Source organism: Faecalibacterium sp. I4-3-84 (genome assembly GCF_023347255.1).
GTDB classification, from domain to species: domain Bacteria; phylum Bacillota; class Clostridia; order Oscillospirales; family Ruminococcaceae; genus Faecalibacterium; species Faecalibacterium taiwanense.
On the sequence record NZ_CP094466.1, the window covers coordinates 1,456,783 to 1,482,424 of the forward strand.

Annotated in this window: 26 protein-coding genes; 11 read left to right on the plus strand and 15 right to left on the minus strand. The window is 51.3% G+C overall.

What is annotated here, in order from left to right; genetic code table 11:
• Window positions 1–36: 36 nt before the first annotated feature.
• The 9 genes from MTP41_RS07245 to MTP41_RS07285 all read right to left on the minus strand — a co-directional run bounded on the left by MTP41_RS07245 (window position 37) and on the right by MTP41_RS07285 (window position 8,872).
• Window positions 37–1,137, minus strand: coding sequence for a putative glycoside hydrolase (locus MTP41_RS07245; protein WP_249236502.1), 1,101 nt, complete (start codon window positions 1,135–1,137; stop codon window positions 37–39).
• Between the two features lie 24 nt (window positions 1,138–1,161).
• Window positions 1,162–1,773, minus strand: coding sequence for an Rnf-Nqr domain containing protein (locus MTP41_RS07250; protein WP_249236503.1), 612 nt, complete (start codon window positions 1,771–1,773; stop codon window positions 1,162–1,164).
• Window positions 1,770–2,492 carry an Rnf-Nqr domain containing protein gene (locus MTP41_RS07255; protein ID WP_249236504.1) on the minus strand — a complete coding sequence of 241 codons (723 nt, stop codon included), beginning with the start codon at window positions 2,490–2,492 and terminating at the stop codon, window positions 1,770–1,772. The genes MTP41_RS07250 and MTP41_RS07255 overlap by 4 nt, the downstream gene beginning before the upstream one ends.
• Window positions 2,489–3,508, minus strand: coding sequence for an RnfABCDGE type electron transport complex subunit D (locus MTP41_RS07260; protein WP_118528460.1), 1,020 nt, complete (start codon window positions 3,506–3,508; stop codon window positions 2,489–2,491). The genes MTP41_RS07255 and MTP41_RS07260 overlap by 4 nt, the downstream gene beginning before the upstream one ends.
• A 14-nt stretch (window positions 3,509–3,522) precedes the next feature.
• On the minus strand, window positions 3,523–4,173 hold the full coding sequence (rpe, locus tag MTP41_RS07265) for a ribulose-phosphate 3-epimerase (RefSeq protein ID WP_249236505.1): 651 nt from the start codon (window positions 4,171–4,173) through the stop codon (window positions 3,523–3,525).
• A 427-nt stretch (window positions 4,174–4,600) separates the two neighbouring features.
• Window positions 4,601–6,121 (minus strand): sensor histidine kinase, encoded by a 1,521-nt coding sequence (locus tag MTP41_RS07270; RefSeq protein WP_097777058.1) that lies wholly within the window; start codon window positions 6,119–6,121, stop codon window positions 4,601–4,603.
• Entirely contained in the window at window positions 6,121–6,819 is a 699-nt protein-coding gene (locus MTP41_RS07275; RefSeq protein WP_005938284.1) for a response regulator transcription factor, read from the minus strand. The genes MTP41_RS07270 and MTP41_RS07275 overlap by 1 nt, the downstream gene beginning before the upstream one ends.
• A gap of 201 nt (window positions 6,820–7,020) precedes the next feature.
• Window positions 7,021–8,469 carry a hypothetical protein gene (locus MTP41_RS07280; RefSeq protein ID WP_097777059.1) on the minus strand — a complete coding sequence of 483 codons (1,449 nt, stop codon included), beginning with the start codon at window positions 8,467–8,469 and terminating at the stop codon, window positions 7,021–7,023.
• A gap of 22 nt (window positions 8,470–8,491) precedes the next feature.
• Window positions 8,492–8,872, minus strand: coding sequence for a hypothetical protein (locus MTP41_RS07285; RefSeq protein ID WP_097777060.1), 381 nt, complete (start codon window positions 8,870–8,872; stop codon window positions 8,492–8,494).
• A 144-nt stretch (window positions 8,873–9,016) separates the two neighbouring features.
• On the opposite strand from MTP41_RS07285, the gene MTP41_RS07290 reads away from it, so the two are divergent.
• On the plus strand, window positions 9,017–9,241 hold the full coding sequence (locus tag MTP41_RS07290) for a helix-turn-helix domain-containing protein (RefSeq protein ID WP_097777061.1): 225 nt from the start codon (window positions 9,017–9,019) through the stop codon (window positions 9,239–9,241).
• 59 nt (window positions 9,242–9,300) lie between these two features.
• Here MTP41_RS07290 and MTP41_RS07295 read toward each other — a convergent pair whose 3' ends face one another.
• On the minus strand, window positions 9,301–10,581 hold the full coding sequence (locus tag MTP41_RS07295; RefSeq protein WP_249236506.1) for an L-cysteine desulfidase family protein: 1,281 nt from the start codon (window positions 10,579–10,581) through the stop codon (window positions 9,301–9,303).
• A 175-nt stretch (window positions 10,582–10,756) separates the two neighbouring features.
• Here MTP41_RS07295 and MTP41_RS07300 point away from each other — a divergent pair, with 175 nt between their 5' ends.
• Both MTP41_RS07300 and MTP41_RS07305 read left to right on the plus strand, forming a co-directional pair.
• A complete protein-coding gene (locus tag MTP41_RS07300) occupies window positions 10,757–12,073 on the plus strand; it encodes a M18 family aminopeptidase (RefSeq protein ID WP_249236507.1) in 1,317 nt (438 codons plus the stop codon).
• A 571-nt stretch (window positions 12,074–12,644) separates the two neighbouring features.
• Complete coding sequence (locus MTP41_RS07305; protein WP_097777065.1) at window positions 12,645–13,535, plus strand: Fic family protein; 891 nt, start codon at window positions 12,645–12,647, stop codon at window positions 13,533–13,535.
• 89 nt (window positions 13,536–13,624) lie between these two features.
• Here MTP41_RS07305 and MTP41_RS07310 read toward each other — a convergent pair whose 3' ends face one another.
• Genes MTP41_RS07310 through MTP41_RS07320 form a run of 3 tightly spaced genes read right to left on the minus strand, consistent with a single transcriptional unit; the run spans window position 13,625 to window position 17,144 of the window.
• Window positions 13,625–13,867 (minus strand): hypothetical protein, encoded by a 243-nt coding sequence (locus MTP41_RS07310; protein ID WP_097777066.1) that lies wholly within the window; start codon window positions 13,865–13,867, stop codon window positions 13,625–13,627.
• 13 nt (window positions 13,868–13,880) lie between these two features.
• The gene (locus MTP41_RS07315) at window positions 13,881–16,109 is read right to left on the minus strand and encodes a S8 family peptidase (RefSeq protein ID WP_249236509.1); all 2,229 of its coding nucleotides are present in this window, start codon (window positions 16,107–16,109) and stop codon (window positions 13,881–13,883) included.
• Complete coding sequence (locus tag MTP41_RS07320) at window positions 16,110–17,144, minus strand: ATP-binding protein (RefSeq protein WP_097777068.1); 1,035 nt, start codon at window positions 17,142–17,144, stop codon at window positions 16,110–16,112.
• 479 nt (window positions 17,145–17,623) lie between these two features.
• Between MTP41_RS07320 and MTP41_RS07325 the strand changes: the two genes are divergently transcribed.
• From MTP41_RS07325 to MTP41_RS15580, 4 genes are read left to right on the plus strand one after another with little or no spacing between them, the layout of a single operon-like run.
• Window positions 17,624–18,535: a YqaJ viral recombinase family nuclease gene (locus tag MTP41_RS07325; protein ID WP_249236510.1), complete on the plus strand. Its 912-nt coding sequence runs from the start codon at window positions 17,624–17,626 to the stop codon at window positions 18,533–18,535.
• 60 nt (window positions 18,536–18,595) lie between these two features.
• Window positions 18,596–19,312 carry a Sak single strand annealing protein gene (locus tag MTP41_RS07330; protein WP_249236511.1) on the plus strand — a complete coding sequence of 239 codons (717 nt, stop codon included), beginning with the start codon at window positions 18,596–18,598 and terminating at the stop codon, window positions 19,310–19,312.
• An 18-nt stretch (window positions 19,313–19,330) separates the two neighbouring features.
• A complete protein-coding gene (locus MTP41_RS07335; protein ID WP_249236512.1) occupies window positions 19,331–19,774 on the plus strand; it encodes a DUF3846 domain-containing protein in 444 nt (147 codons plus the stop codon).
• Window positions 19,752–19,886: a hypothetical protein gene (locus tag MTP41_RS15580; protein ID WP_256466470.1), complete on the plus strand. Its 135-nt coding sequence runs from the start codon at window positions 19,752–19,754 to the stop codon at window positions 19,884–19,886. Before MTP41_RS07335 ends, MTP41_RS15580 begins: the two co-directional genes overlap by 23 nt.
• A 227-nt stretch (window positions 19,887–20,113) precedes the next feature.
• Here the strand turns inward: MTP41_RS15580 and MTP41_RS07340 are convergent, their stop codons facing one another.
• Window positions 20,114–20,368 (minus strand): hypothetical protein, encoded by a 255-nt coding sequence (locus tag MTP41_RS07340; RefSeq protein WP_242959181.1) that lies wholly within the window; start codon window positions 20,366–20,368, stop codon window positions 20,114–20,116.
• A 292-nt stretch (window positions 20,369–20,660) separates the two neighbouring features.
• On the opposite strand from MTP41_RS07340, the gene MTP41_RS07345 reads away from it, so the two are divergent.
• The 4 genes from MTP41_RS07345 (at window position 20,661) to MTP41_RS07360 (ending at window position 24,605) form a co-directional block, all read left to right on the plus strand.
• On the plus strand, window positions 20,661–21,443 hold the full coding sequence (locus MTP41_RS07345) for a hypothetical protein (protein WP_143405485.1): 783 nt from the start codon (window positions 20,661–20,663) through the stop codon (window positions 21,441–21,443).
• 18 nt (window positions 21,444–21,461) lie between these two features.
• Window positions 21,462–22,916: a hypothetical protein gene (locus tag MTP41_RS07350; protein WP_097777073.1), complete on the plus strand. Its 1,455-nt coding sequence runs from the start codon at window positions 21,462–21,464 to the stop codon at window positions 22,914–22,916.
• Between the two features lie 86 nt (window positions 22,917–23,002).
• A complete protein-coding gene (locus MTP41_RS07355) occupies window positions 23,003–23,308 on the plus strand; it encodes an excisionase (RefSeq protein WP_249236513.1) in 306 nt (101 codons plus the stop codon).
• A 286-nt stretch (window positions 23,309–23,594) separates the two neighbouring features.
• Window positions 23,595–24,605 carry a tyrosine-type recombinase/integrase gene (locus MTP41_RS07360; protein WP_330221000.1) on the plus strand — a complete coding sequence of 337 codons (1,011 nt, stop codon included), beginning with the start codon at window positions 23,595–23,597 and terminating at the stop codon, window positions 24,603–24,605.
• Window positions 24,606–25,191: 586 nt separating this feature from the next.
• Here MTP41_RS07360 and MTP41_RS07365 read toward each other — a convergent pair.
• Complete coding sequence (locus MTP41_RS07365; RefSeq protein WP_009322891.1) at window positions 25,192–25,626, minus strand: hypothetical protein; 435 nt, start codon at window positions 25,624–25,626, stop codon at window positions 25,192–25,194.
• Window positions 25,627–25,642: the final 16 nt, after the last annotated feature.

A 25,642-nucleotide genomic window follows, 5' to 3' on the forward strand; every position in this document is an offset into this window, starting at 1 on the left:
TCCCTTTTACAATAACCAAAGCGATCCATGTTCTTTTTACTGGAAGCTCTCGGTGCTGCAGATCACAACGTTCTGCACACCGGCTTCGGCAGCAGACTGCTGCAGCTGTCCGCGTGCCGCCGCGTCCAGCGTATCCGCCGTGACGATCAGGTTGTGCATTCCAAGGCTCACAGCCGGTGCACCCAGTGCATCGGAAGCGTCGGTGCACTGCTGGGCCGGGTAGCTCAGCCACAGCACCACGCTGCCGTCAAAGCGGGCCTGCCATGTGCTGATATCCGCAGCCAGCAGGGCAGCGCGGCCCTCCTGACTCTTGCCGCCCGCCGCTGCAAACTCCTGCTTGCGGGTGATGATGTTCGGGAACTGCACGCCAGTGAGCACCACCTGCTCAAAGCCCATGCCGTGCAGCTCCTCGATCAGGTCGCCCACATACTGCACAGCGGATGCTGCGCTGGGGTCCAGCCAGGACTTGCCGCCGGCCTTGGCACTGACGTTATCCAGCCAGATCTGGGTGCCGCTGTAATGCACGGCCATGCTGCGGTCGGTATAGCCGGACACCGGGTCGGTAAAGGCTGCAAGCTGGGCCACAGGGATCACGCCCTCTTCCCGGAAGATGGCCGCGATGCGGGCCGGGTCCACAGCGGTGCCGGCGACGCTGCCGGAAGCCGCCGCCACCTGCGAAGCATAATGGATGCTGCCGTCGGCATCCTTCAGGGTCACAAGGCCGTAATCCGCTCCCTGCGCCTTGAGCTGCTGCGCCGCTGCACGGATGGCCGCATCATCGGCAAGGGTGCTCACATCCACTGCGGCCCAGCTGCCGCCGGTAACGGCCTTGCCGTCCAGCTCCTTGGGCTGTTCCGGCTCCGGCTGGGACGAAGCCGCTTCCTGTACCGCCGAGGATGCAGCTGCTTCGGACGAGGCGGCTGCGCGGGATGCCGATTCAGCTTCCAGATCACGGTTCTTCACCACAGTATACCAGGTGTGGGTAGCCCAGTCCAGCACGTGGGGTGCTGCCAGCCAGGCTGCGCCCAGCACCGCCAGCACCAGCACCACGATGCCGATGCCTTTTTTGATGCGTGTACCGCGGCTGTAGAAGCTGCGGCGGTAGCGCTTGACCTTCTGACGTTTATACTTTGCCATTGTCGATTCTCCTCCCTGCCAATGTTACAGGATCACAGAATGTCCGGTGAAACCATAGATCGCCAGTGCCAGCACGCCGATATACACCAGCGTGATGGGCAGGCCGCGGAATGCTTCCGGGATGGCCTTGCTGCGCAGGCGGTGGCGGGCTTCCGTTACCAGCAGCACCGCCAGCACATAGCCAAGGCCGCTGCCAAGGCCAAAGCCAAGGCTCTGCCCCAGCGTAAAGCTCTGGGTGCGCTCCACCAGTACAGTGCCAAGCACACAGCTGTTCAGGCCCGCCAGCGGTACGATGCGCAGCAGTGCACTGCGGTGCGGCAGGCCCTTCGCCAGCCACAGCACGGCGTGCTCCAGAACGCACACCACGGCAATGCTGGCAATATACACCAGCGGGCGCAGCTGGGCACGGTTCGCCAGCGGCGCGATCCGGCTGCCGGCATACCATGCAAAGGGCGTTACCAAAATCTGGGTGATGCACAGCTGCATGCCGAACAGCCAGCTGCTGGTGCGGTCATCGCCCACCAGCTGCACCAGACGCGAAACGCCCAGTGCACGGGTAAAGACGGCGTTCTGCGCGAACACCGCCAGCAGTGCATAGCTGAAGAACACTGCGCTTGTTGTTACAACATCTCTCATTGTTCGCGGTCCGCCTCCTTCTGGGAATGCACATCCACAAGGTTGCGTGCCTCTTTGGTGAGATATGCCTTGCGCTTTTGGGCCAGTGCACGCCATACGGCGCACAGCACGCCCAGCACGATAAAGCCGCCTGCCGGCATGCTTGCCATGGGCAGCACCGGGCGGCTGACAACCACACCGAACATGGTGCCTGCGGCCAGCCATTCACGGACGCAGCCCAGCAGCACCAGCAGCAAAGCATAGCCCACCGTGATGCGCAGGCCCTTGGAGACAGCCTTGCGCACCGTCTCCTGCACGCGGCCAAAGCGGTAGGTCAGCAGCGGCTCCACCGTGAGCAGGGGAAGATAGATGCCAAGGCTCAGCAGGCTGGTGCTGAACAGCATATTCAGGATGGGATACACCGCCAGATACACCACCGCCGTGCTGAAACCGTACACCAGTGCACGGGGCAGCAGCTTTTTCTGCAGCGTTTCCGGGGCGGGGTCCTCGTCGTGCAGGGGCACAAGGCGGCTCAGCAGACAGGCCAGCACGCGGGAGGGCACCAGCAGCAGCGCCACCGCCGCCGCCAGCATCCCCGCATTCTGGCCGCTGGTGGCAAGCACCACCAGCGGGGCAAGGCCCATGCCCTGCATGACCACCGGGTTATTCAGGAACACACGGTCGTGGTGGGCAAACTTGTTGGGATCTTTTACGATCAGTTCAGCCGTTGCGCGTCTCATTGTGCTGCCCCCTTTCCGGCATCTGCCTGCAGATGGGTCAGGTGATACAGCTTTGCCTCGGTGCGGTCGATCCATGCCGACACACTGTTGACCGCCAGCAGCGCAAAGCACACACCGGTTTCGTACACGCCATAGTAGCGGAAGCCCATGCTCACAACGCCCACCAGCACGCCGTACAGCACACGGCCCATGCGGTGGTGCACGCAGGTGTAAGGCTCGTTGATCAGGAACACCGCGCTGAACAGGATCGCGCCAGTCAGCAGCTCATCCCGCACACACTGCAGGCGGGGCAGGATATTTGACAGCACGGCACTGTCGGCAAGGCCCGCCTGCCGCGGGAAGAAGAACGCAATGACCGCACAGGTCACAAGAAAGCTGATCGATGCAGACATGTGGGCATCCTTCTGGGTCCACAAAAACAGGCCGCAGGCAAGGATCACCAGCGCAGCGCCGGTGCCCATGGGAGCAGCATATTCGCCCAGACCCAGCGCCAGCGAGCCGATGTTCAGCATGCCGCCGCTGCGCAGGGTGTCCTCAATGGCGCTGGAGACCGGCACCATGGAGGCATCCCACAGGGGGATGCTGGTGTAGGGCTGTGGATAGCGGAACACCTGTTCCGGCCATGACACAGCCGCCACCACATAGCCCACAGCAGCCGGGTTGAAGGGGTAGCTGCCGTAGCCGCCAAAGATCTCCTTGCCGATCAGCACACCGGCAATCACTGCGGCGATCAGAACATAGATATCCACCGTCACCGGCATCAGCAGGGCAATGACGAGCGCAAAGCTCTCGTTGGAAAAGTCACCGCCCTGATACACGCGGCGGCGCAGCAGCGAAACGAGACGGTCGCACAGGTTGCCGGTAAGCACCGCAATGCCGCACAGCAGCAGCGGGCGCACACCGTACAGGAAACAGGCCATGCACAGCACCGGCACCGCCATAAAGCAGATATGCTTATAGTAGCGGCCGGTCTTCTGGAGCTGTGCCTCCTGCTCCCGGATCAAAGATTCATCCATAAATGGTTATCCTTTCAAAGGCTGGCGAGGTGCTGCACGGCTGCAGCAGGGTCTGCTGCGCCGAACACCGCACTGCCCGCCACCAGAATATCAGCGCCCGCTTCCACGCACTGGGGCGCGGTGGCATTGTCCACGCCGCCGTCCACTTCCAGCAGATAGTGTGCGCCGCGCGCTTCGCGCTCTGCCTTGAGCCAGCGCAGCTTGTCCAGCGCCGAGGGCATGAACTTCTGCCCGCCGAAGCCGGGCTCCACGCTCATCACCAGCACAAGATCCAGCTGGTCAAGATAGGGTGCCAGCGCCTGCGGCTCGGTGCCGGGCTTGATGGTCAGCCCCACCTTGCAGCCCAGCGCCCGGACGGCATCGATGGTGGCCTGGATATCGTCCTCGCACTCAAGGTGGAAGTTGTACAGGGTGGCACCGGCTTTGATGAAGGCTTCCGCATACTGCAGCGGATGGCTGATCATCAGGTGCACATCATAAAAGGCATCCGGCAGCTTTTTGTGCAGGCTCTTGAGCACCGGCACGCCAAAGCTGATGTTGGGCACAAAGTGGCCGTCCATCACGTCGTAATGCAGCATCTGTGCACCGGCATCCAGCACCATGCGGCAGTCTGCACCCAGTTTGCCAAAATCAGCGGAAAGGATCGAAGGACTTACGATTGCCATATTCTATTTTTACGCTCCGTTATTTTATAAATTCTTATTCCCATTTGTCCCATTGTGCTGGCAGTTTCAAACCGCAAAAACAGCATGGGCATGGTTATCTTTTAGTTTACATGAAAACGAGCAAAAAATCAAACCCGCCAACGGCTTTTTCACGGAAATGACGTATTTGGAAAGATTTGTCCATTTGCGAAGAAACTCCCTCAGTCAAAGCCTGACAGCTTTACCAGCTCCCTCGGAGAGGGAGCCTCTGGCACGCCCGGAAGATTTGCACTTTAACCGGAAGCTTTACCGCCATGCCAAGGGCCCCATCCCAGAGGGGGCTGGCATTGAGCGCAGCGAGATGACTGGGGGAGTTTCATCGGCGGCAAAGTTTCCCCACGCCAAAACAGCCAGACCGCCCCGGGTCCGGGACAGTCTGGCTGGAAGTTCATTCTACGGGCTTCATGCTTGCAGGGTCTTCCACGGTGGGTTCACCGCCGGCTTCGTCCGGCAGACGCTTCATGCCGCCGGGGTTCGGGGTCACCGTGGGCAGGGTGAACACGAACCGGCACCACTCGCCCTGCTGGCTCTCCACCCGGATCTGCCCGCCGGAAAGGTTCACCAGCACCTTGCAGATGTTCAGGCCCAGACCCGCGCCCCGGGCGTGCAGGCCGCGGGAGCGGTCCTCTTTATAGAACCGCTGGAACACGTATGGCAGCGCTTCCGGGCTGATGCCCTGACCGGAATTCCAGATGGAGATCTCGGCTTCCGGGCCAAGCTTTTCCACCCCGAAGCGGATGGTGCCCCCTGCCGGGGTGAACTTGATGGCGTTGTCCAGCAGGTTATACACCACCTGATGGATCAGGTCGGGGTCGGCGTAGACCAGCACCTTTTCGTCCATGGTCAGGCCGTCGATGTCGATCATGCCGTCGTTGATGCGCTGCTCTGCCGAGAGCGCCACGCCGGTGATGGTCTCCCAGATGTTGAACATCCGGGCGTTTACCTGATATTCGCCGCTTTCCAGCTTGGAGAGATCCAGCATGTTCTGGATGAGCCGTGCCAGACGGCCCGTTTCCTCACTGACCAGCTGCAGGTAGTGGTTCTGCATATCCGGCGGGATGGTGCCATCCAGAATGCCGTCCACAAAGCCCTTGATGGTGGTCATGGGGGTGCGCAGCTCGTGGGCGATGTTGCCCATGAACTGACCGCGGGAGTTGTCGTTCATCTGGATGTTGTCTGCCATGCGGTTGAAGGTGCGGGCAAGGTCGGCTGCCTCGCCTTCGCCTTCCACCCCCTCCACACGGACGGAAAGATCACCGCCGCCAAAGCGCTGGGCGGCATCCGTCACCTTCTGCAGCGGGTCGGTGAGCTGGCGCATCAGGATCTTGGTCAGGATGCTGGCACACAGCAGCATCACACAGGCCGACAGCAGGAAGTTGGACCAGAACTGCTGCTTGAACTGGGTCAGCTGCTCGCCGGAAGAGCACAGGAACAGGTAGCCGCTGGGCTGGCCGTTCTCATTGCGCATTTCGCTGACCGTGATGTAGCTTTTCCCGTCCAGCATGCCGCCCAGCGTGCCGAACACATGGTAGTAGTCCGCATCGGCAGTGTCGATCTTCTCCATCATTTCTTCCGGCACGGTCAGGCTCTCCAGCTTGTCCGGGCTGGAGGCGATCATCACCCGGCCGTCGTTGTCGGTAAAGAACAGATAGGCCTCTGCGCTCTCGCCGATGATCTCCAGCTTGGTGCTCAGTGCGTCCAGCTCATCGCCTTCCGGCAGCTCCGCCTGCTGGACCAGATACTGGGCCGTGCGCTGGGTGACGCCCACCACCTGATCCAGTGTTTCGTAGCGATCCTTGGCAAAGTAGTTCTTGAACAGCACCCACTCCGAAGCGCCCATCAGCACGATGCCCAGCACCATCAGGGTGGACACCAGCGAGAAGAACGCCACCGAGATACTTTTGCGCATTACTGACGCACCTCGAACTTATAGCCCACGCCCCATACGGTCTTCAGCTCCCATTTGTCGGAAGCACCGGCCAGCTTCTCGCGCAGGCGCTTGACATGCACATCAATGGTGCGGCTGTCGCCGTAATACTCAAAGCCCCACACCTCGTCCAGCAGCTGGTCACGGGTATAGACGCGGTTCGGATGGGAGGCCAGACAGTTCAGCAGTTCCAGCTCCTTGGGGGGAGCCTCCACCACCTTGCCCTTGACCCGCAGCTCATAGCTGTTCATGTCCAGACGCAGGTTGTCGAATTCGATCACGCCCTCGGTGCTCTCGGCAGCAGCCGTGGTGGTCTGGCAGCGGCGCAGCACCGCCTTGATGCGGGCCACCACTTCCTTGGCATCAAAGGGCTTTACCATGTAATCGTCTGCACCCAGCTCCAAGCCCAGCACCTTATCAAAGGTCTCGCCCTTGGCCGTAAGCATCATCACCGGGGTGTTGCCCGCCTTGCGGATGCGGCGGCACACTTCCAGACCGTCCATCTTGGGCATCATCACGTCCAGCAGCACCATATCGGGCTTGACCTGATTGAACTTTTCCAGACCTTCTTCGCCATCGTTTGCCACCGTGACCTGATAGCCCTCCTTGGTCAGGTACAGCCGCAGCAGCTCGCAGATATTGGTATCGTCGTCCACAACGAGGATCTTTTCGTTGGCCATAATGATCTCCTCCCATTTTATCGGATGCCCGCCGGGCGGGCAGAGCAGCAAAGGTTTCCACTTCTTATTATACGGAAGAGTTATGACAAAATAAAGAAGGATTTGTATGATTTTTTGCTCTGAAGCGGAAAAGCAGGCTTTCTTTTCCGAGAAAGTCTGCTTTTCCATTCACTGATTTTCTTTTAGAACATGTTTATTTCATCAGGATAGCATTTCAAATGTTCCACCGCTGCTGATTTTTGCAATGTGTCCGCTCAAATCTGTATAAAGGAAGCCATCATAAACCTCGTAACTGCCATACGTTGTTTTCTTGTCTGCATACCCATAGTAACCATTAAATTGCAGACCATCCCAATTTTGCAGCTTTGCGCCATTCTGATTATAGGTCTGATACATGTCTGTGTTTTCTTCACAAGTACTGATCAAAACACCATCTGCTGTCGGAAAAACATATTTGATCGTCCCTTTCTGAGGTTGAGATGTCCAATTTCCATTTTTGTCCATAACACCCCAAAAAAGTACACCATCGGGATTTCGCAACTGGAGGACGGCATAACCGTTCATAAACCGCGGCTCAGAATTTTCATTGATCGGCCGAACATCGTATTCACTGAGATCTATTATACGGTTTAAATGAACATCATAAAATCCCGATGGATAATCTTCAAAATCATCTGCATCCCTTCTAACATCCAGATAGAGCAGCCCTTCGCTTAATACCGGTGTTCCGCTTCGTCTTGATTTTATTGCTTTCCATTCTGGGAGTTCATTAAAGTCACCATCAAGCGCTCTCAGTCCCGGTTGTGTTCGAATCATCTGGTTTCCTTCCACCTGCACCAGATATGCATTGGGTTCCCGCACCGAAAAGAATTTTCCCGTGTCGATGTTCATAAACACATAGTAAAGATCGCTCCTGATCCGATATACACTCCCCCCACAGTATGCAAATGCCTGTGAAATACCAATCGACTCGTACTGATTCTGTGACAGATCATTGTATACAGTATCAGGATTCATCTCCGAGAATTCATCCCGTGTAGTGTCGCATTGAAAACGAATTTCTCCATTCGCATCCCAAGCCGTCAGAATGGCTGTCGTTCCTTTAATTGAGTCTTCCCTTTTTACTGTCCAGAGAAGTACACCATCATCGTCTTTTGCATATCGAACGATAGTCTCGTCATCCGACAGATAGGTCGGCCGAAAGAATGTATCATCTTCTTTTGCCATCACACCAGTACTTGTCAAGCACATACCATTATAGAATCCAGACACGATGTTTACGTCATCATCAAAAATGCAATGCACCCGTCCTTCCTTATCGAACAGGCAGTACTTATGCACTTCTCCTTTGTAAAGCATCCCAACCGACAGTTCTTCAAAATTCGGGTAACGGAGACTACAGCCGTTATAGTCTCCTATTTCCTCCTTTAATGTCGAGTAAGTTTCGTTTTCGAGGGCACTATCGCTCGTTTCTCCCATCCCGTACATATCTTTCATATGTTCAGGCATTTTTGTAAGCGGCGACTGTTGTGTTCCGTTTTTCTTGGATGCCATCAATTCTGAAAGGCTGCTGGTTTCTTCGCTTCCGCAGCCGCTTAAAAGCAGTGCGCATGTCAGCCCCAGTACCGCAATCATTCTCGGAAACTTCATATCCAGTTCTCCTTTTTGACTCTCAGTGCTTCACTGCATCTTCCGCTTTATGCCAATAGGTGATCGTCTCTTCATCTTCCCGACCATCATAAATTTGCCGGCAGGTCATGGAATCCTTGTCGATGTCCTCGATCTTGAGCACCGTAGACTCCCCGTAGAAATCAGAGATCTTCAGTTGATTGTCATTTACGATTGACCATTTTCCCGTCCCATAAGTACCCGGGATATTGACCGTCCCGTCATCATAAATCGTAAATCTCAGCCGGTCAGAGCCTTCCAGATACCAGTCACCAACCACCAGTTTTTCCACATTTTGACCGCATCCCGTCAGCGAAGCTGCTGCACACACCAATGCAGCGGCAGCCGCGATCCGCAAAAATTCACGCCGTACAACTTTCTTCATTTGAATGTCCTCCTGTCTCTGCTTATGACTTATACGGGTTCACTCGCAAGTGTTTTTGATATCCATTTGGATATCATACATTCAGAATAGCATCTTCCTGCGGTACTGTCAAGATATCCATTCAGATATCAGGAGGATATTTTTATGGCCTATTATCGCCGCATCCGTGATATGCGCGAGGATCACGACCTGACTCAGCGCCAGCTGGCTGCCATCCTGCATATGCCGCAGCCGCAATACAACCGCTACGAACAAGGCCTGCGCGACATTCCCACCGTTACCCTCGTTCAGCTGGCTGACCTTTACAAAACATCGACCGATTATCTTCTGAACCGGACAGACGACCCAACACCACCAAAAGCGCTATAAAAGAGACCAGCCTTCCGCAGACATTTACCATCTGCGAAAGGCTGGTTTTCAGTTCTTCATTACTCGATCATCAGCCGGATGATCTCCTCATTGGTCTCCTTCATGCCGTCCTTGCCCAGACGTCCGATGCCCTTGATGGTGGTCTCGATGTCCTTCATCACGATGCCGTCGCCGCCCTTGAACTCCTGATGGCACTTGTACATGTTGTAGCCAAGCAAGGCCGCGTCCACCGAGGATGCGATCTTTGCCGCGCAGGAGGCCTTTGCGCCGTCGCACACGATGCCGGACACGATGGCCAGCGCATTGACCACCGTGTGGATGGCGGCCTGATAGCCGTCGCCGCACAGATATACGATGCCCGCGCCAGCGCCCGCACCGGCGCTGACTGCGCCGCAGTAGGCGGACAGGGTGCCGATGCCGGTCTTTTCGTGGATGGCCACCAGATTGGAAATGATGAGGGCACGGTAAAGCTTTTCCTTGCCGCTGTGCAGCTCCTTGGCATATTCAATGAGCGGCACCGAGCAGGTGATGCCCTGATTGCCGCTGCCGGAGTTGATGATGACCGGCAGCTCACAGCCGTTCATGCGGGCATCCGAACCGGCGGCCGCCTTGGCCTTGGCCCGGATAGACACATCGTTGCCGTAGGTAGAGAGCAGCACCCGGCCGATGTTCGCGCCATAGTCGCCCAGAAGGCCCTCCTCTGCAATGGCGTTGTTGTAGCGGATCTGGCGTTCCAGCAGGTCCGCCACATCCTGCAGGTCGGCCGTCTCGGCAAAGTCCCAGATGTCCTTCATGTTCAGCAGGCTGCGGTCGACCCGGCTGTCCCGCCGGGCCTCCTCGTTCAGCAGCGGCTTTTCGTAGAGCACCCGGCCGTTTTTTTCGATCAGGCAGATGTTGGTGTGAAAATCCGCAATGCGCACCTTTGCGTAGGAATCCCCGCTGCGCTCGGTAACGATGATATCGAACACATGCCCCTGCTCGATGTGCTGGATGGAAATGGGCACCGTCTGCAGATAGTCCCGGATGGCAGCCTTCTTGTCCTCGCTGACCTCGGAGATGACTTCCAGCTCCTTTTCTGCCGAGCCGGCGATGATGCCCGCTGCCACAGCGGCTTCCATGCCTTTCAGGTGGCCGGTGTTGGGCACGATGACGCTCTTCACATTCTTAATAATGCTGCCGCTCACCTGCAGCTGCACGCTTTCGGGCAGCATGCCCAGCACTTCGCGGGCTTTGGCTGCGGCATAAGCCAGCGCAATAGGTTCGGTGCAGCCCATTGCCGGGATCAGTTCTTCCTTTAATATTTCCACATACGCCTGATAGCGCGGATCACTGCGTTCCATGACGGTTCCCTGCCTTTCCTGTCGATTCGATATTTACCAACAGGAATAGTATACTATAGAACCCGCGCAATGTAAAACAAATTCTTCCCCGCCCGCAGGGCCGGCTATTGCAAAGCGCAAACAGCAGAAGTAGAATAGGAGCATCCAAACCGATAAATCCATGGAGGGTCTTCCAATGATCGAAAAAGAAGTACAGGAGCTGCTGTCCTTCATTGACGGCAATCCTACCGCATACCACACCACTGCATCCGTCCGGAATATCCTGCTGAAGGAGGGCTTTTCCGAGCTGCTGGAGAGCCGCCGGTGGCAGCTGGAACCTGGCGGGAGCTATTTTGTCTGCCGCAACGGCTCCAGCATCCTTGCATTCCGCATGGGAGAACAGCTGGAAAACTACAGCTTCAACGTGGCCGCTGCCCACACGGATTCCCCCTGCTTCCGCATCAAGGAAAACGCCGAGATCCACATGGGCCGGAAGTACACCAAGCTGAACACCGAGGGCTACGGCGGCATGATCTGCTCCACATGGATGGACAGGCCGCTGTCGGTGGCAGGCCGCGTGCTGATAAAGGAGAACGATGCCATCACTTCCCGCCTGCTCACGCTGGACCGCGACCTGCTGATGATCCCCAGCGTGGCCATCCATATGAACCGCGAGGTCAACGACAAGGCTTCCTACAACAAGCAGGTGGATATGCTGCCCCTGCTGGGCAGTGCCGCCGAGGAAGGCGTGCTGAAAAAGCTGGTCGCCGCCGAGCTGCAGGTCGCAGAAGAGCAGATCCTTGGCAGCGACCTGTTCCTCTGCATCCGCGAAAAGGCCGCCGTCTGGGGCTGCAATGAGGAGTTCATCTCCTCCGGCCGTCTGGACGACCAGCAGTGCGTGTTCGGCATCCTGAAAGGCTTTCTGAACGCACACAGCGCCCAGTCCATCAACGTTGCCGCCTTCTTCGACAACGAAGAAGTGGGCTCCGGCACCAAGCAGGGCGCAGCTTCCACCTTCCTGTACGACGTGCTGCACCGCATCGCGCAGAACGTCTGCCCCAGCGATGAAGACTTCCACCGTGCGGTGGCGTCCAGCTTCATGTTCAGCGCCGACAACGCCCACGCCGTGCACCCCAACCACCCGGAATACACCGATGTGAACAACTGCACCTACATGAACGAGGGCGTTGTGGTCAAGGTCCACGCCGGTCAGAAGTACACCAGCGACGGCATGAGCATGGCCGTTGCCAAAGAGCTGGCCGCCCGCGCCGGTGTCCCGCTGCAGTATTTTGCCAACCGTTCCGATAAAGTCGGCGGCAGCACTCTGGGCAACCTTGCCATGGCGCAGGTATCCATGAACTGCGTGGACATCGGCCTGCCCCAGCTGGCCATGCACTCCTGCTACGAGACCGCCGGTGCCCGGGACATCGTTTCTCTCATCCGGCTGATGGAGGAATTCTACGCCAGCCATTTTGAGGAGACCGCGTCCGGCACCCTTGCCATCTGCAAGTAAGACCCGTACAACCTGAATCATAAGGACCGCCCGTGGAAAAGCAGCACTGCTTTTCCACGGGCGGCTTTTCGTTTCCACTTAAGTAAGTATTGAGAAAAAACGTCCATTGTGCTACAATTATCCTGTTATAATATCGCTTTTTACCGCAGCGTAAAATCTTTTTCGCAAGGAGTATAATAAAATGAAATTAGGTATCGGAGTTTACAATTCCTGCAATGCATTCTGATACCACTTCATATATTCTTATATTCATCGTTGCTATGTCATTTGCACTTCTATGTAAATTTGTACATCCTGCTGCATTCTCATGGCAAAAGGGTGAGTAAAGGGTGAGTGCATTCTCCGCTTTAAGCCCACACAACCAAAAAAATTATGGCCGCTCATGGATCGAGAGAAGATTCTCTCTTTCCACGAGCGGCCTTTCTTTTTTATCCGATCATTCGCATTTGAGACACCGTTCACCAGTCTCACACATTCGATATGTTTATCGGCAAGATTTTTACGTTTCTTCATTTATCTGTTTGATTTCTTGCCGATAAAATGATATAATCATCTTACAGGAGGTGTTCAGATGAACTATCAATCTGTCGCTGATACGGCAAAATCATGGAATGTTTCAGAGCGCACTGTCCGCAACTACTGTGCTACCGGCAAGATTCCTGGAGCAGTCCTTATCGGCAAGACATGGAACGTTCCGCAGGATGCAGAACGTCCAGAACGTATCAACAAAAAGCAGCAAGCACCTCGCACCCTGCTTACTATTTTACAGGATGAAATGACCGGGCATGTCAAAGGCGGCATCTATCACAAAATCCAGATCGACCTTACCTATAACTCCAACCACATTGAGGGCAGCCGCCTGTCCCATGACCAGACGCGGTATATCTATGAAACCAATACCATTGGCATGGAAAATGGCGTTGTCAATGTGGATGATGTGGTCGAAACGGCCAATCACTTCAAGTGCATTGATATGGTCATCCGGGATGCTAAGAAGCCCATCAACGAAGCTCTGATCAAAAAGCTACACCTTACCCTGAAAAGCGGCACCAGCGATTCCCGCAAAGACTGGTTCGCGGTCGGTGAATATAAAAAGCTCCCGAACGAGGTCGGCGGCAGAAGCACCACTGCGCCGGAGCTGGTCGCCCCACAGATGAAAGAGCTTTTATCTGCGTACAATCAAAATTCTGCCAAGTCGCTGGAAGACCTGCTGGAATTCCACTATGCCTTTGAATCCATCCATCCGTTTCAGGATGGAAATGGCCGTGTCGGGCGGCTTCTGCTCTTCAAGGAGTGCCTGCGGAACAATATTGTTCCGTTCATTATTACGGATGACCTCAAAATGTTCTACTACCGGGGGCTGCACGAGTGGAAAGCCGAACGCGGGTATCTGCTGGACACCTGCCTGACCGCGCAGGATCAGTTTAAGGCCGTCATGGATTACTTCAGAATCCCTTATTAAGGATTTTGTCATCAAAAAGGATGCAATCTCACTTCTCACATGAGATCGCATCCTTTTAATATACGCAGGTATTGTTCTACACAACTATTTTATCGTTTTACATTTGACTGTGAAAGAACGCTAGCTGCAAAGCTCTTTGTTTCATTTGAGTATTTATTGCTTTGTAGCACACGAGATGCAACATCCTCCATAGCTACCCCGGTTTGTTTCGACGTCGAACGTTGTGAGAGGACACTAGCCGCAAGCGACTTCTGAATTTTTGAAGAGCCATTGCTATTCAGTGCCCTTGCTGCCTTTGATGCCATAGCGTTGCTACTTGTCTTGCGATTCATAACTATCCTCCTTTTAAAATTCGATTTCTTCTTCTGCCTTATTGTAAATATCGATCTGGTTTTCAACATCAATACGGTTGACCACCCATCCTCGCATCGTGCATAGTTTAATAAAATCGTCAATACGATTTTCACCATACATTTCTTTTAAGGTAACAACCACTCCAAACGAAAGCCCGCGGCCATTTTTCTCCTTTAGACGCTCTTTCGTCTTAATGCTTAGCCCCCACATTCCTGCGCCATATACCTTTCGTGGGACAGCTCGATCCTTCAATTCTTCGCTTATAAGTTTTACGTTATCCCACTTTCGGTATAATTGGCGTGCCTCAGGCTCATAAAGATGTTTTCCGCCCTCGTCTCCTTGAGAATTGGAGTTGATAGGCGAGATAGATGCCTTTCCTTTCGTTTCCACAACTCGGCCAAAATGAATATCCATTTCTGTGCTTGTGTAATCGACTCCCTGATCCCTCATACATTTTGGAAAGTAACAGAGTATCGCGCGAGCATAGAATGGTTGCTTATCCTTATAAATTGGCACAGGGATTCTGTACGTGTAAGTTTCGTATGCATCAGTTGTCCCTGTCATAACAAAACGTATCTCATCGTCTGCTGTTTTGACAATATTTTCAATTCGTTGAGGAACAACTCCATATCCAATAGAACATGAGACATCGTCTTTTCGATTCCACCCTGCCGCAGCGTCAATTATTAGTGCCTTTGCAATCTCACGTGAAAAGCCCAATATGCAAATCAAATAAGCCATCTTGCGGGCTATCCATGGAGCAGAAAAAGAAGTTCCCTTTACAAAGCCTTCGCCAGTTGGCGTACATACATGCATAGGCTGACCAATATCTCCACCATAGTAGCTAACATCTGGTTTGTGAAAGAACGAAAGTACCGGACCAACGCGGTGATACGAAGCCGGATTTCCTTCAAGCGTCACAGAATTTACAACCAACGAGTTTAGCGAATCAGCTGGTGCCCCTATGGGAATCGGTTTCTGATCTGGATTGCCATTGGTTCCTGCAATCACAAACACAACATCAAACTCGCTTTGAATCTTATCAAGTTCCGCAGCTTCTGGAGAAATGAAGTTCGGCTTTATTGGCAGTATCGATCCAAGGGAAAGATTCCATACTTTGATATCACGATTTTGAGAAACCGCCTTACGAATCGACCTGAGAATTGTGTAGGAACTGAATCTACCCATTTTGGCAACGCCAAAATGCTTCACTCTGAACCGCCCACACCCATCGTCCAGCATAGGGTTAATCGTTGGGCCATCTACAATAATAGATGTAACTTCTGTGCCATGCGTATAGTCACGTGCATCCAGTTCTATGCCATCCCCAAGCATACTTTCATACGAAACCCAATCTTTGAAATAGACATCCTCACAAAATGGCGTATCGATTACTCCAATAATAGGCTCCTGCTTTGGTTCCGGTATTTGAACAATATGCGGATCGCTTGCGATGCTTTCTTCAGGCGGCACTTCTCTCAAATCGCGAACCTTCATAGCTATAAGATATGGTGCATTTTCTTTTAAGCACGCAATTTCATCTGGCCGCAAAAGCACCGTATTTTCATCAATTTTCTTTGCATTCAGGTAATCAATACCAATCGCGCGAAACACGTCTTCTGTTTTCACGTCCGTACGATAAAGAGTGACAATTGCATCTTTTTCTTCGTCTGTTTCTGCAAAATCAACTGAAAATTTTTGAACATAAAAAGCATCCACAACTACATTCACGAAGTTTGTCTTTGCCAAACGAGCCGAGTGTTTGTATTGCTTGTGGCCGTTGTTTAGAGCTTCAATATCTTTATGAGAAATTTTGCCATTATAATCGTGCTCTACAATTTCTTTGGCAGCAACTAGTCTTATGATGCTTTCCGTAATGATATCTAATCCAACATAGTATGTGAATACATGCTGGATATGAGGTGCTTCTCCAGCAAATTTAGCACCTCGAATGGAGTCGTTTGGATCAGAAGCGCCACGACACAAAAGGCCCCGAATTCGGTTACTCTTTGCAACCACGCTTGTATAATAAACACTAATAAGCGCACCCTTGATTAAGGTATGCTCACTCCAATAAGTCTGCAAAGAGCGCAAATCGTTAATTAAGCTCAGGATATGAGCAGACTCAACAAACCTGCCAACAGGAATATTTCGTTTTCCACCCCCAGAATTTCCGCTCTGGTGCTCAAACTGGCCCTTTAATTGAAGTATGCTATTCATTTAGTCCTCCTTCAACTCTCGAGATACTTGACTCTTTGATATTCCGGTTAGGATTTCTATTTCTCGCACCGTAAATCCTTGCGATTGCATAACATGAATATCCATCGGTTCGGTATACACCGCTTTGTAAAAACGTCTAAGATAATCAAACTCGTCCGAAGGATTGCTAAACGCAACAGACGCTCTGATGATATTCTTTAGTTCACCCGGGTAAGGGATGGGTGACATCAGGCTGACAATTTTACGGAATAGTCTGATATTTTTCCCTGTGCATTTAAACTTGTTTAGGAAGTCATTAAGCAAAACCTCCGCAATTTCCGCCAAATCTTCCTGTGAATACCTATTGAAGTCAATAATCGAGTCAAATCTTCTGACTAAAGCCTTGTCGAAATGGTCAAATAAATTTGTCGTTGCAAGTAAAACAACGCGGTCATCCAATCTATCAAATTCTTTGAGTAGTGTGGATGTAGCCCGTCCCATTTCACGTAGATCGTTCGAATTAGTCCTATCCAATGCGATAGAATCGATTTCGTCAAATAGCACAATCACTTTTTCTGGATGGGCAAATTCTGTTATTTCACGAAATAGCGAAACAATATTCTTCTGTGTTTGTCCAAGTTTACTATCAATCACGGCAGAAAAATCTACGGCGTATAGTTCGCGATTCAGTATCCGTGCAACTTGCTTAGCCGTTTCGGTTTTTCCTGTACCAGGAGCACCCTGGAACAGGAATTTGTTAATTCCAAGATTTCGACTAATAGCATTGACCATGCCCATTACATCTTGTTCGATCAATTCAGGAAGAGGAAGAGGAGAATTTCCAACAGTTACCTTTTCAAAAAAGCCAGATGACAAATCACTCACTTGGGGAACAAACGTGTTGGCATTTGAGAGAAGTGCCATAATGTACTCCGCTAACTGGTAATCGCCCACTTGGTCAAATTCTTTTGCAATCTCATATGCCTCACTTCGAAAACCCGCTTCATTACCTTCAGAATGATACCGTATCAAATTTATAATGTTCTTCTTTTTCATGGAAATCCCTCCAAGACTAATGGTACTTACATTGTAAATCAATTTGGGACAAAAGTCAATATATTGGGACAACTTTCTAAAAACACACAATGTTTCCTTTACTCGTCTTCGTACACTTCATGCCGCACCAAGCACCAAAAAAGAATAGTATTATAACTTTCGGTTCCTGTGCGTCAATAATTTAATTATTATAAATTTTTATTTTTTAAGCCACTCACCCAGATATAATAATCGTGAATCCGAAACCTCTGAGCCGAAAGACTCAGGGGCTTTTTTATGTTTGGAGGTGAGCATTTTGTTATTCCGCACCATCACTATCATTATTAAAATCGTATTTTAATGCGCAGCTGCGCAGAAAGGAGAAAGCCTTATGAACTTTTGGTCCGAAATCGTCAAAGAAGTTGGCACCGTCTTGGTGGAAGTCCTCGTCCGCATCGCTGAAGAAATGGAAAACAACAATTGAACAAAATACATCTACATTGAATTTATCCAAAGAGGATTGGCTCCGTTATCGCAAATGCGGTATTACCGGCACGGATGCCGGGGCTATCCTTGGCCTGAATCCCTATCGCTCTGCATTTCAGGTGTACCACGATAAAATCAGCGATACCATTGAGAATATCGACAATGAGGCCATGCGGCAGGGTCGTGATTTGGAGGATTATGTAGCACAGCGGTTCTCCGAAGAAACAGGGTTTAAGGTGCGCCGTGCAAACGCTATCTATCAGAGCGAGGAACATCCGCTGCTTCTGGCAGACTTCGACCGCCTGATCGTTGGACAGAAGGCCGGGCTGGAATGCAAAACGGTCTCACCGTTTTCCGCAGACAAGTGGGCAGATGGAAAAATCCCGGCTCACTATCTGGCGCAGGTTGACCACTACTTAGCCGTCAGCGGTTTCGACTGCTGGTATGTGGCGGCTCTGATTTTCGGCAGAGAGCTGGTGATTCACAAAATCGTGACAGATAAGCAGGTGCTTTCTGACCTCATTGATAAGGAAGAGCTTTTCTGGACGAACCATGTTGTGCCCCAGATTCCCCCTGCACCCAACGGTTGCGATTGTGACACCCAGCAGATCAACCAGATGTATGAGGTGGACGACCGGGATAAGACCGCTGACCTGAGTGCCTTGCATGGACTTCTGGATAAGCGGCAGGAGCTTTCTGACCAAATCGAGCAGATGGAACAGGAGAAAACGGCTATCGAGCAACAGGTCAAGCTGCAAATGCAGGATGCTGCCTATGGCACAGCACCGGGTTATAAGGTGTCGTGGGTATCCTCCGAAAGCAAGCGTGTGGATTCCCAACGCCTGCGGAAAGAGCAGCCAGACATTTTCAACCAATACAGCAAAAATGTAAGCAGCCGCAGGTTTACCATCGTTCATGCGGCATAACATTTGTAATTGGCGGCAGGGAGTAAATACTCTGCCGCCTTTTTTCTTGGAGGTTATCTTATGGCTACGGAAAATCCATTCGTAAAATTATTTGCTATCGACTTCAAAGATCATCTGGAAGTCAAAAAGTCCGGCAACACAGAACTGAAATATGTAAGCTGGGCGTATGCCTGGGCAGAGGTGAAAAAGCTGTATCCTGCTGCCAGCTATGAGGTCAAGAAATTCAACGGCCTGCCCTATGTTTATGACCCCATAACCGGCTTCATGGTGTATACCACTGTCACGATTGAGGGCGTTTCGCACGAAATGTGGCTGCCTGTACTGGATGGCGCAAACAAAGCCATGAAAGCTGTGCCTTATACCTACACCACCCCGAAATGGGACTACAATCCGCAGACCCGCCGCCGTGAAAAAATCGGCATGGAAGAGCGTACCGTAGAAGCAGCCTCTATGTTCGATGTGAATAAAGCTATCATGCGGTGCTTGGTGAAGAACCTTGCTATGTTTGGCCTTGGCCTGTACGTTTATGCCGGAGAGGATTTGCCGGAAGATGCTGCACCGCAGCCGGAGGCAGAACCGCAAAAGCAGCCGAAACCGAGATCCGCTAGCCCGAAGCAGGAACAGCCGCCTGTGCCCTGCATCTGTGCCCGGTGCAACCAGCCTATCAAGAGGGTCAAGCTGAAGGATGGCTCCATCATGCAGGCGGCAGAGTTTGCAGCCACCCATGAGGGAATGTGCGCTGACTGCTATAAGGCTACAAGGCTAAACGTAGCATAAGGAGAAGGAGATTTTACGATGAAAGAAGAAAAAATCAAAGTCCTTGCGCTCCTGCCAATGGAGCTGCCAAAGGAAATCGAGCTGGACAACACCCTTGAAGCCATGCAGAAATTTGTAGGCGGGCTGATCGAATGCATCACATTGAGTGACACCGGTTCAGCGGTCACACTGGTCTGCAATGATGAAGGCAAGCTGCTTGGCCTGCCGCTCAATCGTCCGCTGTGGGATGGAGCCGATGTTCTTGCCGGGCCGGGATTTCTGGCCGGATGTGACAACGAAGGGAATCTGACTTCTCTGCCGCAGAGCGCAATGGATTTCTACAAAGAGAAATGCATGAAGCTCACAGGTCTTGCCCGGAATACCTATTATAAATATAAGCGTCAGATCCGTGCCGAACTGATAGCTGAACAGGATTTGCCGAAAGGAGCAAGTATCTTTTATGAACCACCAAAATCATTCTGAGCCGGAGAACAGGCTTACTTTGGAGGAACAGCAGGAGTTTTTGAAGCTTCTGGCCCGTCTGTCCCCTGAACAGCGTGAAGCACTGAAAGAAGTGCTCAAGTCCTTTACTTAACAAAAATGTGCAGGGCGGCGTTTCTGCTACCCTGCACATTTTTATTTTTTGTTATGCACGCTCTACTCTGACGCTGCCAGTACGAGCATCTTTGATGATACGGAAACGAGAGCCGCAACCAGCGCAGCTTTTTGTCTGATTTGTTCCGCCTCCAAGGATCACTCGTGCCAGCTCGTGCCCACAATCAGGGCATTTGATAACCTTCATAGCCATGTTAGCGCCTCTATTTAAATTTGATTTGTCATTTTCAAAGGTTGCGCGCATAAGTCAGGCAGCATTGCCATCTTTGAATTTCCCTTTGTATTGAACGCTTCCATCTGCATTATAAAGTGTTCCTTTTCCATTGTACTTTCCTTTTTTAAACTTTCCATCGTAACAAAGCTGGCCATTGGAATAGTAGCTTTTTCCTTTTCCAGAGGGCTTATCGTTTTTATAACCATACTGAACAAACCGCCTTGATACCGCCTATTGGTTGGTTTCATCTGGACGACCGCTGGATTTATACTTCTTATAAAGAGGATTGTTGCTCTGACCCGTTGCTAAGCACCTCCATCCCCTTAGTCCTAATAAAGATTTTGGCGGTTCTCAAGACACGAATGTCGGACAAGTTCAATGGTGGTAAATACCTTTTTGCAATATCTGGCAACGATTTCCCTCTTCATATAAGGTTAACGGTTGACAACAAGCCGAAGCAATTTGATCAGATGCTTGGTCAGTACAGTATCGCAGCTTTGTTACCAGTCTACGGTGACGATCCGATGCTCACAGCTACCGTTGGCGACTATCGTTCAAAAACGAATTTTTGCGACGCTGATTACGCGGACTAAAACAGAGCCTCGTTTTCCGCTATGCCTTATCGTATCTACGAACGGCATTACTGAGTTGCAGCAGAAGCACTGTCTGTTCTTGCCTCACGAGGAAAGCCCTACAGCCGCGCTGCCTCTGGCAGAAATTGTTAGCAAGCTGTGTACCCTTGTTGAGCACAACCCAGATGCCTTTGAGCGCATCGTTGAGCGATCCTACACAACTGCTTTAGGTTCCTTGGATGAAGAATGCGCCTTTCGGAATGAAATCGCGCTTCTAAGCGTTTCATCCGCTGTTCTTTGCTGGGCATTAAAACTCCTTAAGCAGCCGGATTCAGCGCAAACAACACACGAGGTCTGTCAGGCATACATCAATAATTGCTTATCCGAGTGGGACAGCTCGCTGGATTGCAACGCAAAGGAAATTTTACACAAGGCACTCTTTTCGGCAAGCGAAGCCGGTGATATTCGTTTTATACGCTATGAAGAGATCGATTCCAGCTATGACCCTGAACGGGACATCGTCCAAAAAAAGGATGCTTTCCTTCTGAAAGGGTCTTTGCTGAAGTCTCTGCTCCATGAGTATGCACCGGGATATAGTGCACCCGATGTTATTTCGCGTTTGCAAAGTGAGCATCTGCTCTCTGAGTTCAGCTCTGCCAAAAAGATTCGCATTAACAGCGGAACCTATGTAGATGCTCGACTCTTGACTTTGAAGTGCAGTTGCTTAACCGAATATGAAGATTCTGATTAAAGCAGGAGGAACGGAACCATGAAGTTGAAAATAGGCTCTACCTATCAAAAAGCCGTTACAATCGTTGAAAAACTCAAGGAAGGGAACGCTTCCATTTTTATCTGTGGAAAAAGCGGCGTAGGAAAGTCTACCCTTTCCTCCAATATCACAAGGAAACTGCTAGAGGCAGGTGTTCGGATCGTAGCCATAGATCATCGGCACGCTGTGTCTTTTCCAGTAGAACTAGAACCGTATGTACATCGTCAGGACGTATCTCAAAAGCCACTCAAGCTGCATTTGTTCGGGGCATCAGATAATCCAGCGGATGCGGCTGCATCTTTCGTTGATACTATCACATCCGTTATCGCTCTGTCGAATGCACAAGAACAGCTATTGCGGCCTCTTTTAAAAGAGGCGCTTCGCGCTTCACCGGCTCCGAATGAAGTGCTGGAATACCTGCATCAGGAGATCAAGAGTTCTCATTCACGCTCTGCGCCCGGTTTGGAAAACGCCTTGGCACCCCTATTTGCACAAAAGCTTTTTGAGGATGGTGACATAGAGTTTTCTCCCGGCATCACCTTGCTGGATTTGAGCTCGTTTTCGTTATCTACGCAACACATCGTTGAAGAGGTGCTTTTTGCAGCACTGTTACGAGAAGCCACCTGCGAGGATTTTCCGCCTACCTTTTTGTATCTGGACGAGTTAAGCAACTATACGCTACGCTCTTCCAACGCATTGGGGCGAATCCTCTGTGAGGGCCGCAAACAAGGTCTGTACGCACTGCTGGTTGCCCAGAGCATTCGTGTGTTCAAGCCTGAACAACGGACTTTGCTTCAGCAATGCAAGTATATGATGTGTTTCCAGCCAGCTGATGAAGAGGTTCGTATGTGTGCCCGTTTAATTAGTTCGTCAGGTGGAACCAAGTTGACTTCCATACTAAAGAGTCTTCAGGTTGGTGAGTTCATGGTCTCCGGCCCAGTTTATGTAGGTGATTCTGATACGCCAACTACCAAGCCACTGGTCGTCCATAGTAAGTCACCAGAGGATGTCGTTCCTGCCAATGGCCCGCTGGCGATTCCGGTACCTTCCGATACAGAACCGATCCTGCCCCCAGCGCAGATTGACCTTCTTCTGCCGTTGGACGCTCTTGATGACTGTGACGATGAAGAAGCCGCTCCCAGCAAACCGGAAACCGTAACGGAGAACGCCTGTCCTCTGCTGCCGGATTCGCCTTCGGAGCCTTCCATTGAACCGCTGCATCTTCGTGATGAATCTTCTGCTCCACAAGAACAAAGTCAGTCACCGCAAATGCAGCTGCTTCGATCTGCCGTTTTTACATCCGTTCCTATGAACTCATATTATGGTAATTATAACTGTTCTTGGCCACCAGCACAAGTGCACCCGGCAACCTTTTCTTACCCGAACATGGATTTCAGTTCACTGATTCAACAGGATGATGCTCAGATTTCCTTTCAAGCGCTTATCACACCATAAGGCAAAATGTACGCTAATTCAAGCAGATATGCTTATCATGAAGCAATCCGCTTCGCATTCAATTTTAATTTCAGGAGGAAAACACTATGAGCACTCATACCAACATCAACATGTCCACCGCTGCTTCCAATTTTGCAGCCGATCTCAACTCGGAACCGATTTCCTTTCCGAGCACCGATACATCCATCAAAAAGTCCGTCCCGTTCGTGCCGCTCAATGAAAAGTGGCTGTTGACGATTCCAGAGGCTGCTGCCTATTTTGGTGTAGGGCAAAACCGCATTTCCGAGCTTGCCTTGCAGGATGGGTGCAAGTTCGTTGTGTTCGTGGGGGCTAAGAAACTCATCAAGCGGAAGAAGTTTGAGGAGTTTTTGAACGAGCAATACGCCATCTGATACCCTATAACGCCCGCTGAAGGGCTTGCATAAACTACGCCCGCATGATACAATAAAATGTGTTGTGTGGGCTCTTTTTATCTCGAAAGGAGCCACAAACATGGGCAAAAATCTTAAAGGAAAACAACTCGGAAAAGGGCTTGGTCAGCGAAAAGACGGCTTGTACTATGCGCGTTGCCGAAATTATCGCGGTGAGCGTGAGGAACGCTGCTTCAAGACCCTTCCAGAAGCCAAGAATTGGCGACAGGAACAGCTCTATCTACGCTTACACCCTGAAGGTCGGACTGTGGCATCGCCCAATATGACGGTGGACGCATGGTTCAATCAATGGGTCAAGGATGTCGTTGGCAACCGTGCTCCGAACACTGTTCGGAATTATCGGGAGCGATACGAGCACAACATTCAGCCATTCATCGGTTCTATGCTGCTGCGCGATGTCAAGCAGATCGACTGTCAGCGGATTTTGAACGCCATGGAGGACGACTACGCCGGTTCAACCATCCGGCAGACCTATATGACAATGGGTACGTTCTTCAAAAGCGCCAGAGAGAACGACCTCATTGCCAAACACCCAATGGACGGTGTCCGCTACACAAAGCCCGTTCGTGCACCTGATGATATCCACTTTTTGACCGTAGCTGAGCAGAAACAGTTTTTGGATGCTGCCAAGCATTCCCATAACTACGCTCAGTATGCGCTGATTCTAGAAACAGGCTTACGCACTGGTGAAATGATCGGTCTGACATGGGATGCTATTGATTGGGAAAAGCATACTCTGACCGTCAACAAAACTTTGGAGTATCGTCACAAGCAGGGCGTGTGGCGTGCTGGCCCTCCGAAAACGGAATCCAGCTACCGCACCATTCCTCTGACCGACACCGCTTACGACATCCTGCGGGAAATCTATGACACCAGAGAATACCGCAAGGAATCGAAAGACCTGTCCACTGTCCTGACCTTTATGGATCGTAAGACTGGTCAAAAGCGGAAGCTGGTTATGTGCGACTTAGTGTTCATCAACTGGCGTACCGGAATGCCTGCCAAGAACAGCTCCTACGACACCCACCTCTACAAGCTGTGCGATGATGCAGGGATCAAGCGTTTCTGTATGCACGCTCTACGCCATACATACGCTACCCGCGCCATTGAGAGTGGAATGCAGCCCAAAGTCCTGCAAAAGCTGCTGGGTCATGCCAGCATCACGACCACCATGAACCGCTATGTTCATGTGACAGACGATTCCATGAAAGAGGGTGTAGCGCAGTTCGCAAAGGCACAGGAAGCGCAAAAAGGGTGAGTAAAGGGTGAGCCAATCTGTTTCATCCAACCTTTTCCAAATCCAATAGTTCGTAAAAACAACTTATAGCCGTTTAATATAGCTGTTTATCATCTACATCATAAAAGGAGAAATCATAAAAATGAAATTAGGTATCGGAGGACCGCTACCTGATTTTATATCTCAATAATCCTCAATAAATACGAATATTACTTGATTTGAAGCGGATTTTGGAACAAACCAACCATATATAACTTCATGTTTTCCTATGCTACTCTATACGAAAATGGCGTAAAAATGGCGTAGAGAAAACTTACACGAGGGATATAGGTACGCCGCTGCTACAAATCAGTTTTCCAACAGGTGTGGGACGCTAACAACTCCCACGCCTGTTTTTTTGTTGTCCTTCGGGGCAAATATCGGGGATATTATCGCTTGTGCGCCGTTTATTTTTCTCTGCCATATTACCACCCTACATTTCACTTATCTGCCCCTTGTGCGTTACAATCTGCAAATACCCGCCTTTATTTAAGCAAGGGGCAAGCCCATAATGAGCTTGCCCCACTGTCATTCGGAAGTTCAGACGGTGAACAATCCGTTCACCGATTTATTCCTCGCTTTCATTATCGCTGGCGGCATTTCTATAATCCTCCTGCACACCCTCGGAGAGGTCAAAACACATCGTTTTTGCGTCTGCGACCCAAAAGCCACGCACACGATAGCGTTTATCGCTTTGCCAAACGCCCTCCATAGCGGCACGAATGGGGTCAACCAGATTCTTGTTGGTGATGCTGACCGTGGCCTTCTGCTCACCCTTCGGCTTGGAGAACTTGTAGCCCCTCTGCTCACTACTCTTACACATACGAACCGCAAAAACCTTGTTTTTTGCGTCAAGCTGGCACAGGACAAAAGCAGGATAGTTCAGGTCATCAAGTACCTTTTTCGTAAAGGTGACACCGTTCTGGTTAATGAAAATGTCGGGGTATGCGTTGGTGTTCGCATCAAGGATCTCAAAGTTCAGTGCGTTAAAATCAAATTTCATAATGGATTTTCCTTTC

Coding starts and splice junctions, on each gene's coding strand:
- MTP41_RS07260 (WP_118528460.1), bottom strand. CDS start 3,508: ATGGATGAATCTTTGATCCGGGAGCAGGAGGCACAGCTCCAGAAGACC.
- MTP41_RS07340 (WP_242959181.1), bottom strand. CDS start 20,368: ATGAAACCAACCAATAGGCGGTATCAAGGCGGTTTGTTCAGTATGGTT.
- MTP41_RS07300 (WP_249236507.1), top strand. CDS start 10,757: ATGATCGAAAAAGAAGTACAGGAGCTGCTGTCCTTCATTGACGGCAAT.
- MTP41_RS07245 (WP_249236502.1), bottom strand. CDS start 1,137: ATGGCAAAGTATAAACGTCAGAAGGTCAAGCGCTACCGCCGCAGCTTC.
- MTP41_RS15580 (WP_256466470.1), top strand. CDS start 19,752: ATGAACCACCAAAATCATTCTGAGCCGGAGAACAGGCTTACTTTGGAG.
- MTP41_RS07280 (WP_097777059.1), bottom strand. CDS start 8,469: ATGAAGTTTCCGAGAATGATTGCGGTACTGGGGCTGACATGCGCACTG.
- rpe (WP_249236505.1), bottom strand. CDS start 4,173: ATGGCAATCGTAAGTCCTTCGATCCTTTCCGCTGATTTTGGCAAACTG.
- MTP41_RS07310 (WP_097777066.1), bottom strand. CDS start 13,867: ATGAATCGCAAGACAAGTAGCAACGCTATGGCATCAAAGGCAGCAAGG.
- MTP41_RS07285 (WP_097777060.1), bottom strand. CDS start 8,872: ATGAAGAAAGTTGTACGGCGTGAATTTTTGCGGATCGCGGCTGCCGCT.
- MTP41_RS07320 (WP_097777068.1), bottom strand. CDS start 17,144: ATGAAAAAGAAGAACATTATAAATTTGATACGGTATCATTCTGAAGGT.
- MTP41_RS07335 (WP_249236512.1), top strand. CDS start 19,331: ATGAAAGAAGAAAAAATCAAAGTCCTTGCGCTCCTGCCAATGGAGCTG.
- MTP41_RS07275 (WP_005938284.1), bottom strand. CDS start 6,819: ATGGCCAACGAAAAGATCCTCGTTGTGGACGACGATACCAATATCTGC.
- MTP41_RS07250 (WP_249236503.1), bottom strand. CDS start 1,773: ATGAGAGATGTTGTAACAACAAGCGCAGTGTTCTTCAGCTATGCACTG.
- MTP41_RS07350 (WP_097777073.1), top strand. CDS start 21,462: ATGAAGTTGAAAATAGGCTCTACCTATCAAAAAGCCGTTACAATCGTT.
- MTP41_RS07290 (WP_097777061.1), top strand. CDS start 9,017: ATGGCCTATTATCGCCGCATCCGTGATATGCGCGAGGATCACGACCTG.
- MTP41_RS07330 (WP_249236511.1), top strand. CDS start 18,596: ATGGCTACGGAAAATCCATTCGTAAAATTATTTGCTATCGACTTCAAA.
- MTP41_RS07365 (WP_009322891.1), bottom strand. CDS start 25,626: ATGAAATTTGATTTTAACGCACTGAACTTTGAGATCCTTGATGCGAAC.
- MTP41_RS07270 (WP_097777058.1), bottom strand. CDS start 6,121: ATGCGCAAAAGTATCTCGGTGGCGTTCTTCTCGCTGGTGTCCACCCTG.
- MTP41_RS07295 (WP_249236506.1), bottom strand. CDS start 10,581: ATGGAACGCAGTGATCCGCGCTATCAGGCGTATGTGGAAATATTAAAG.
- MTP41_RS07255 (WP_249236504.1), bottom strand. CDS start 2,492: ATGAGACGCGCAACGGCTGAACTGATCGTAAAAGATCCCAACAAGTTT.
- MTP41_RS07305 (WP_097777065.1), top strand. CDS start 12,645: ATGAACTATCAATCTGTCGCTGATACGGCAAAATCATGGAATGTTTCA.
- MTP41_RS07315 (WP_249236509.1), bottom strand. CDS start 16,109: ATGAATAGCATACTTCAATTAAAGGGCCAGTTTGAGCACCAGAGCGGA.
- MTP41_RS07355 (WP_249236513.1), top strand. CDS start 23,003: ATGAGCACTCATACCAACATCAACATGTCCACCGCTGCTTCCAATTTT.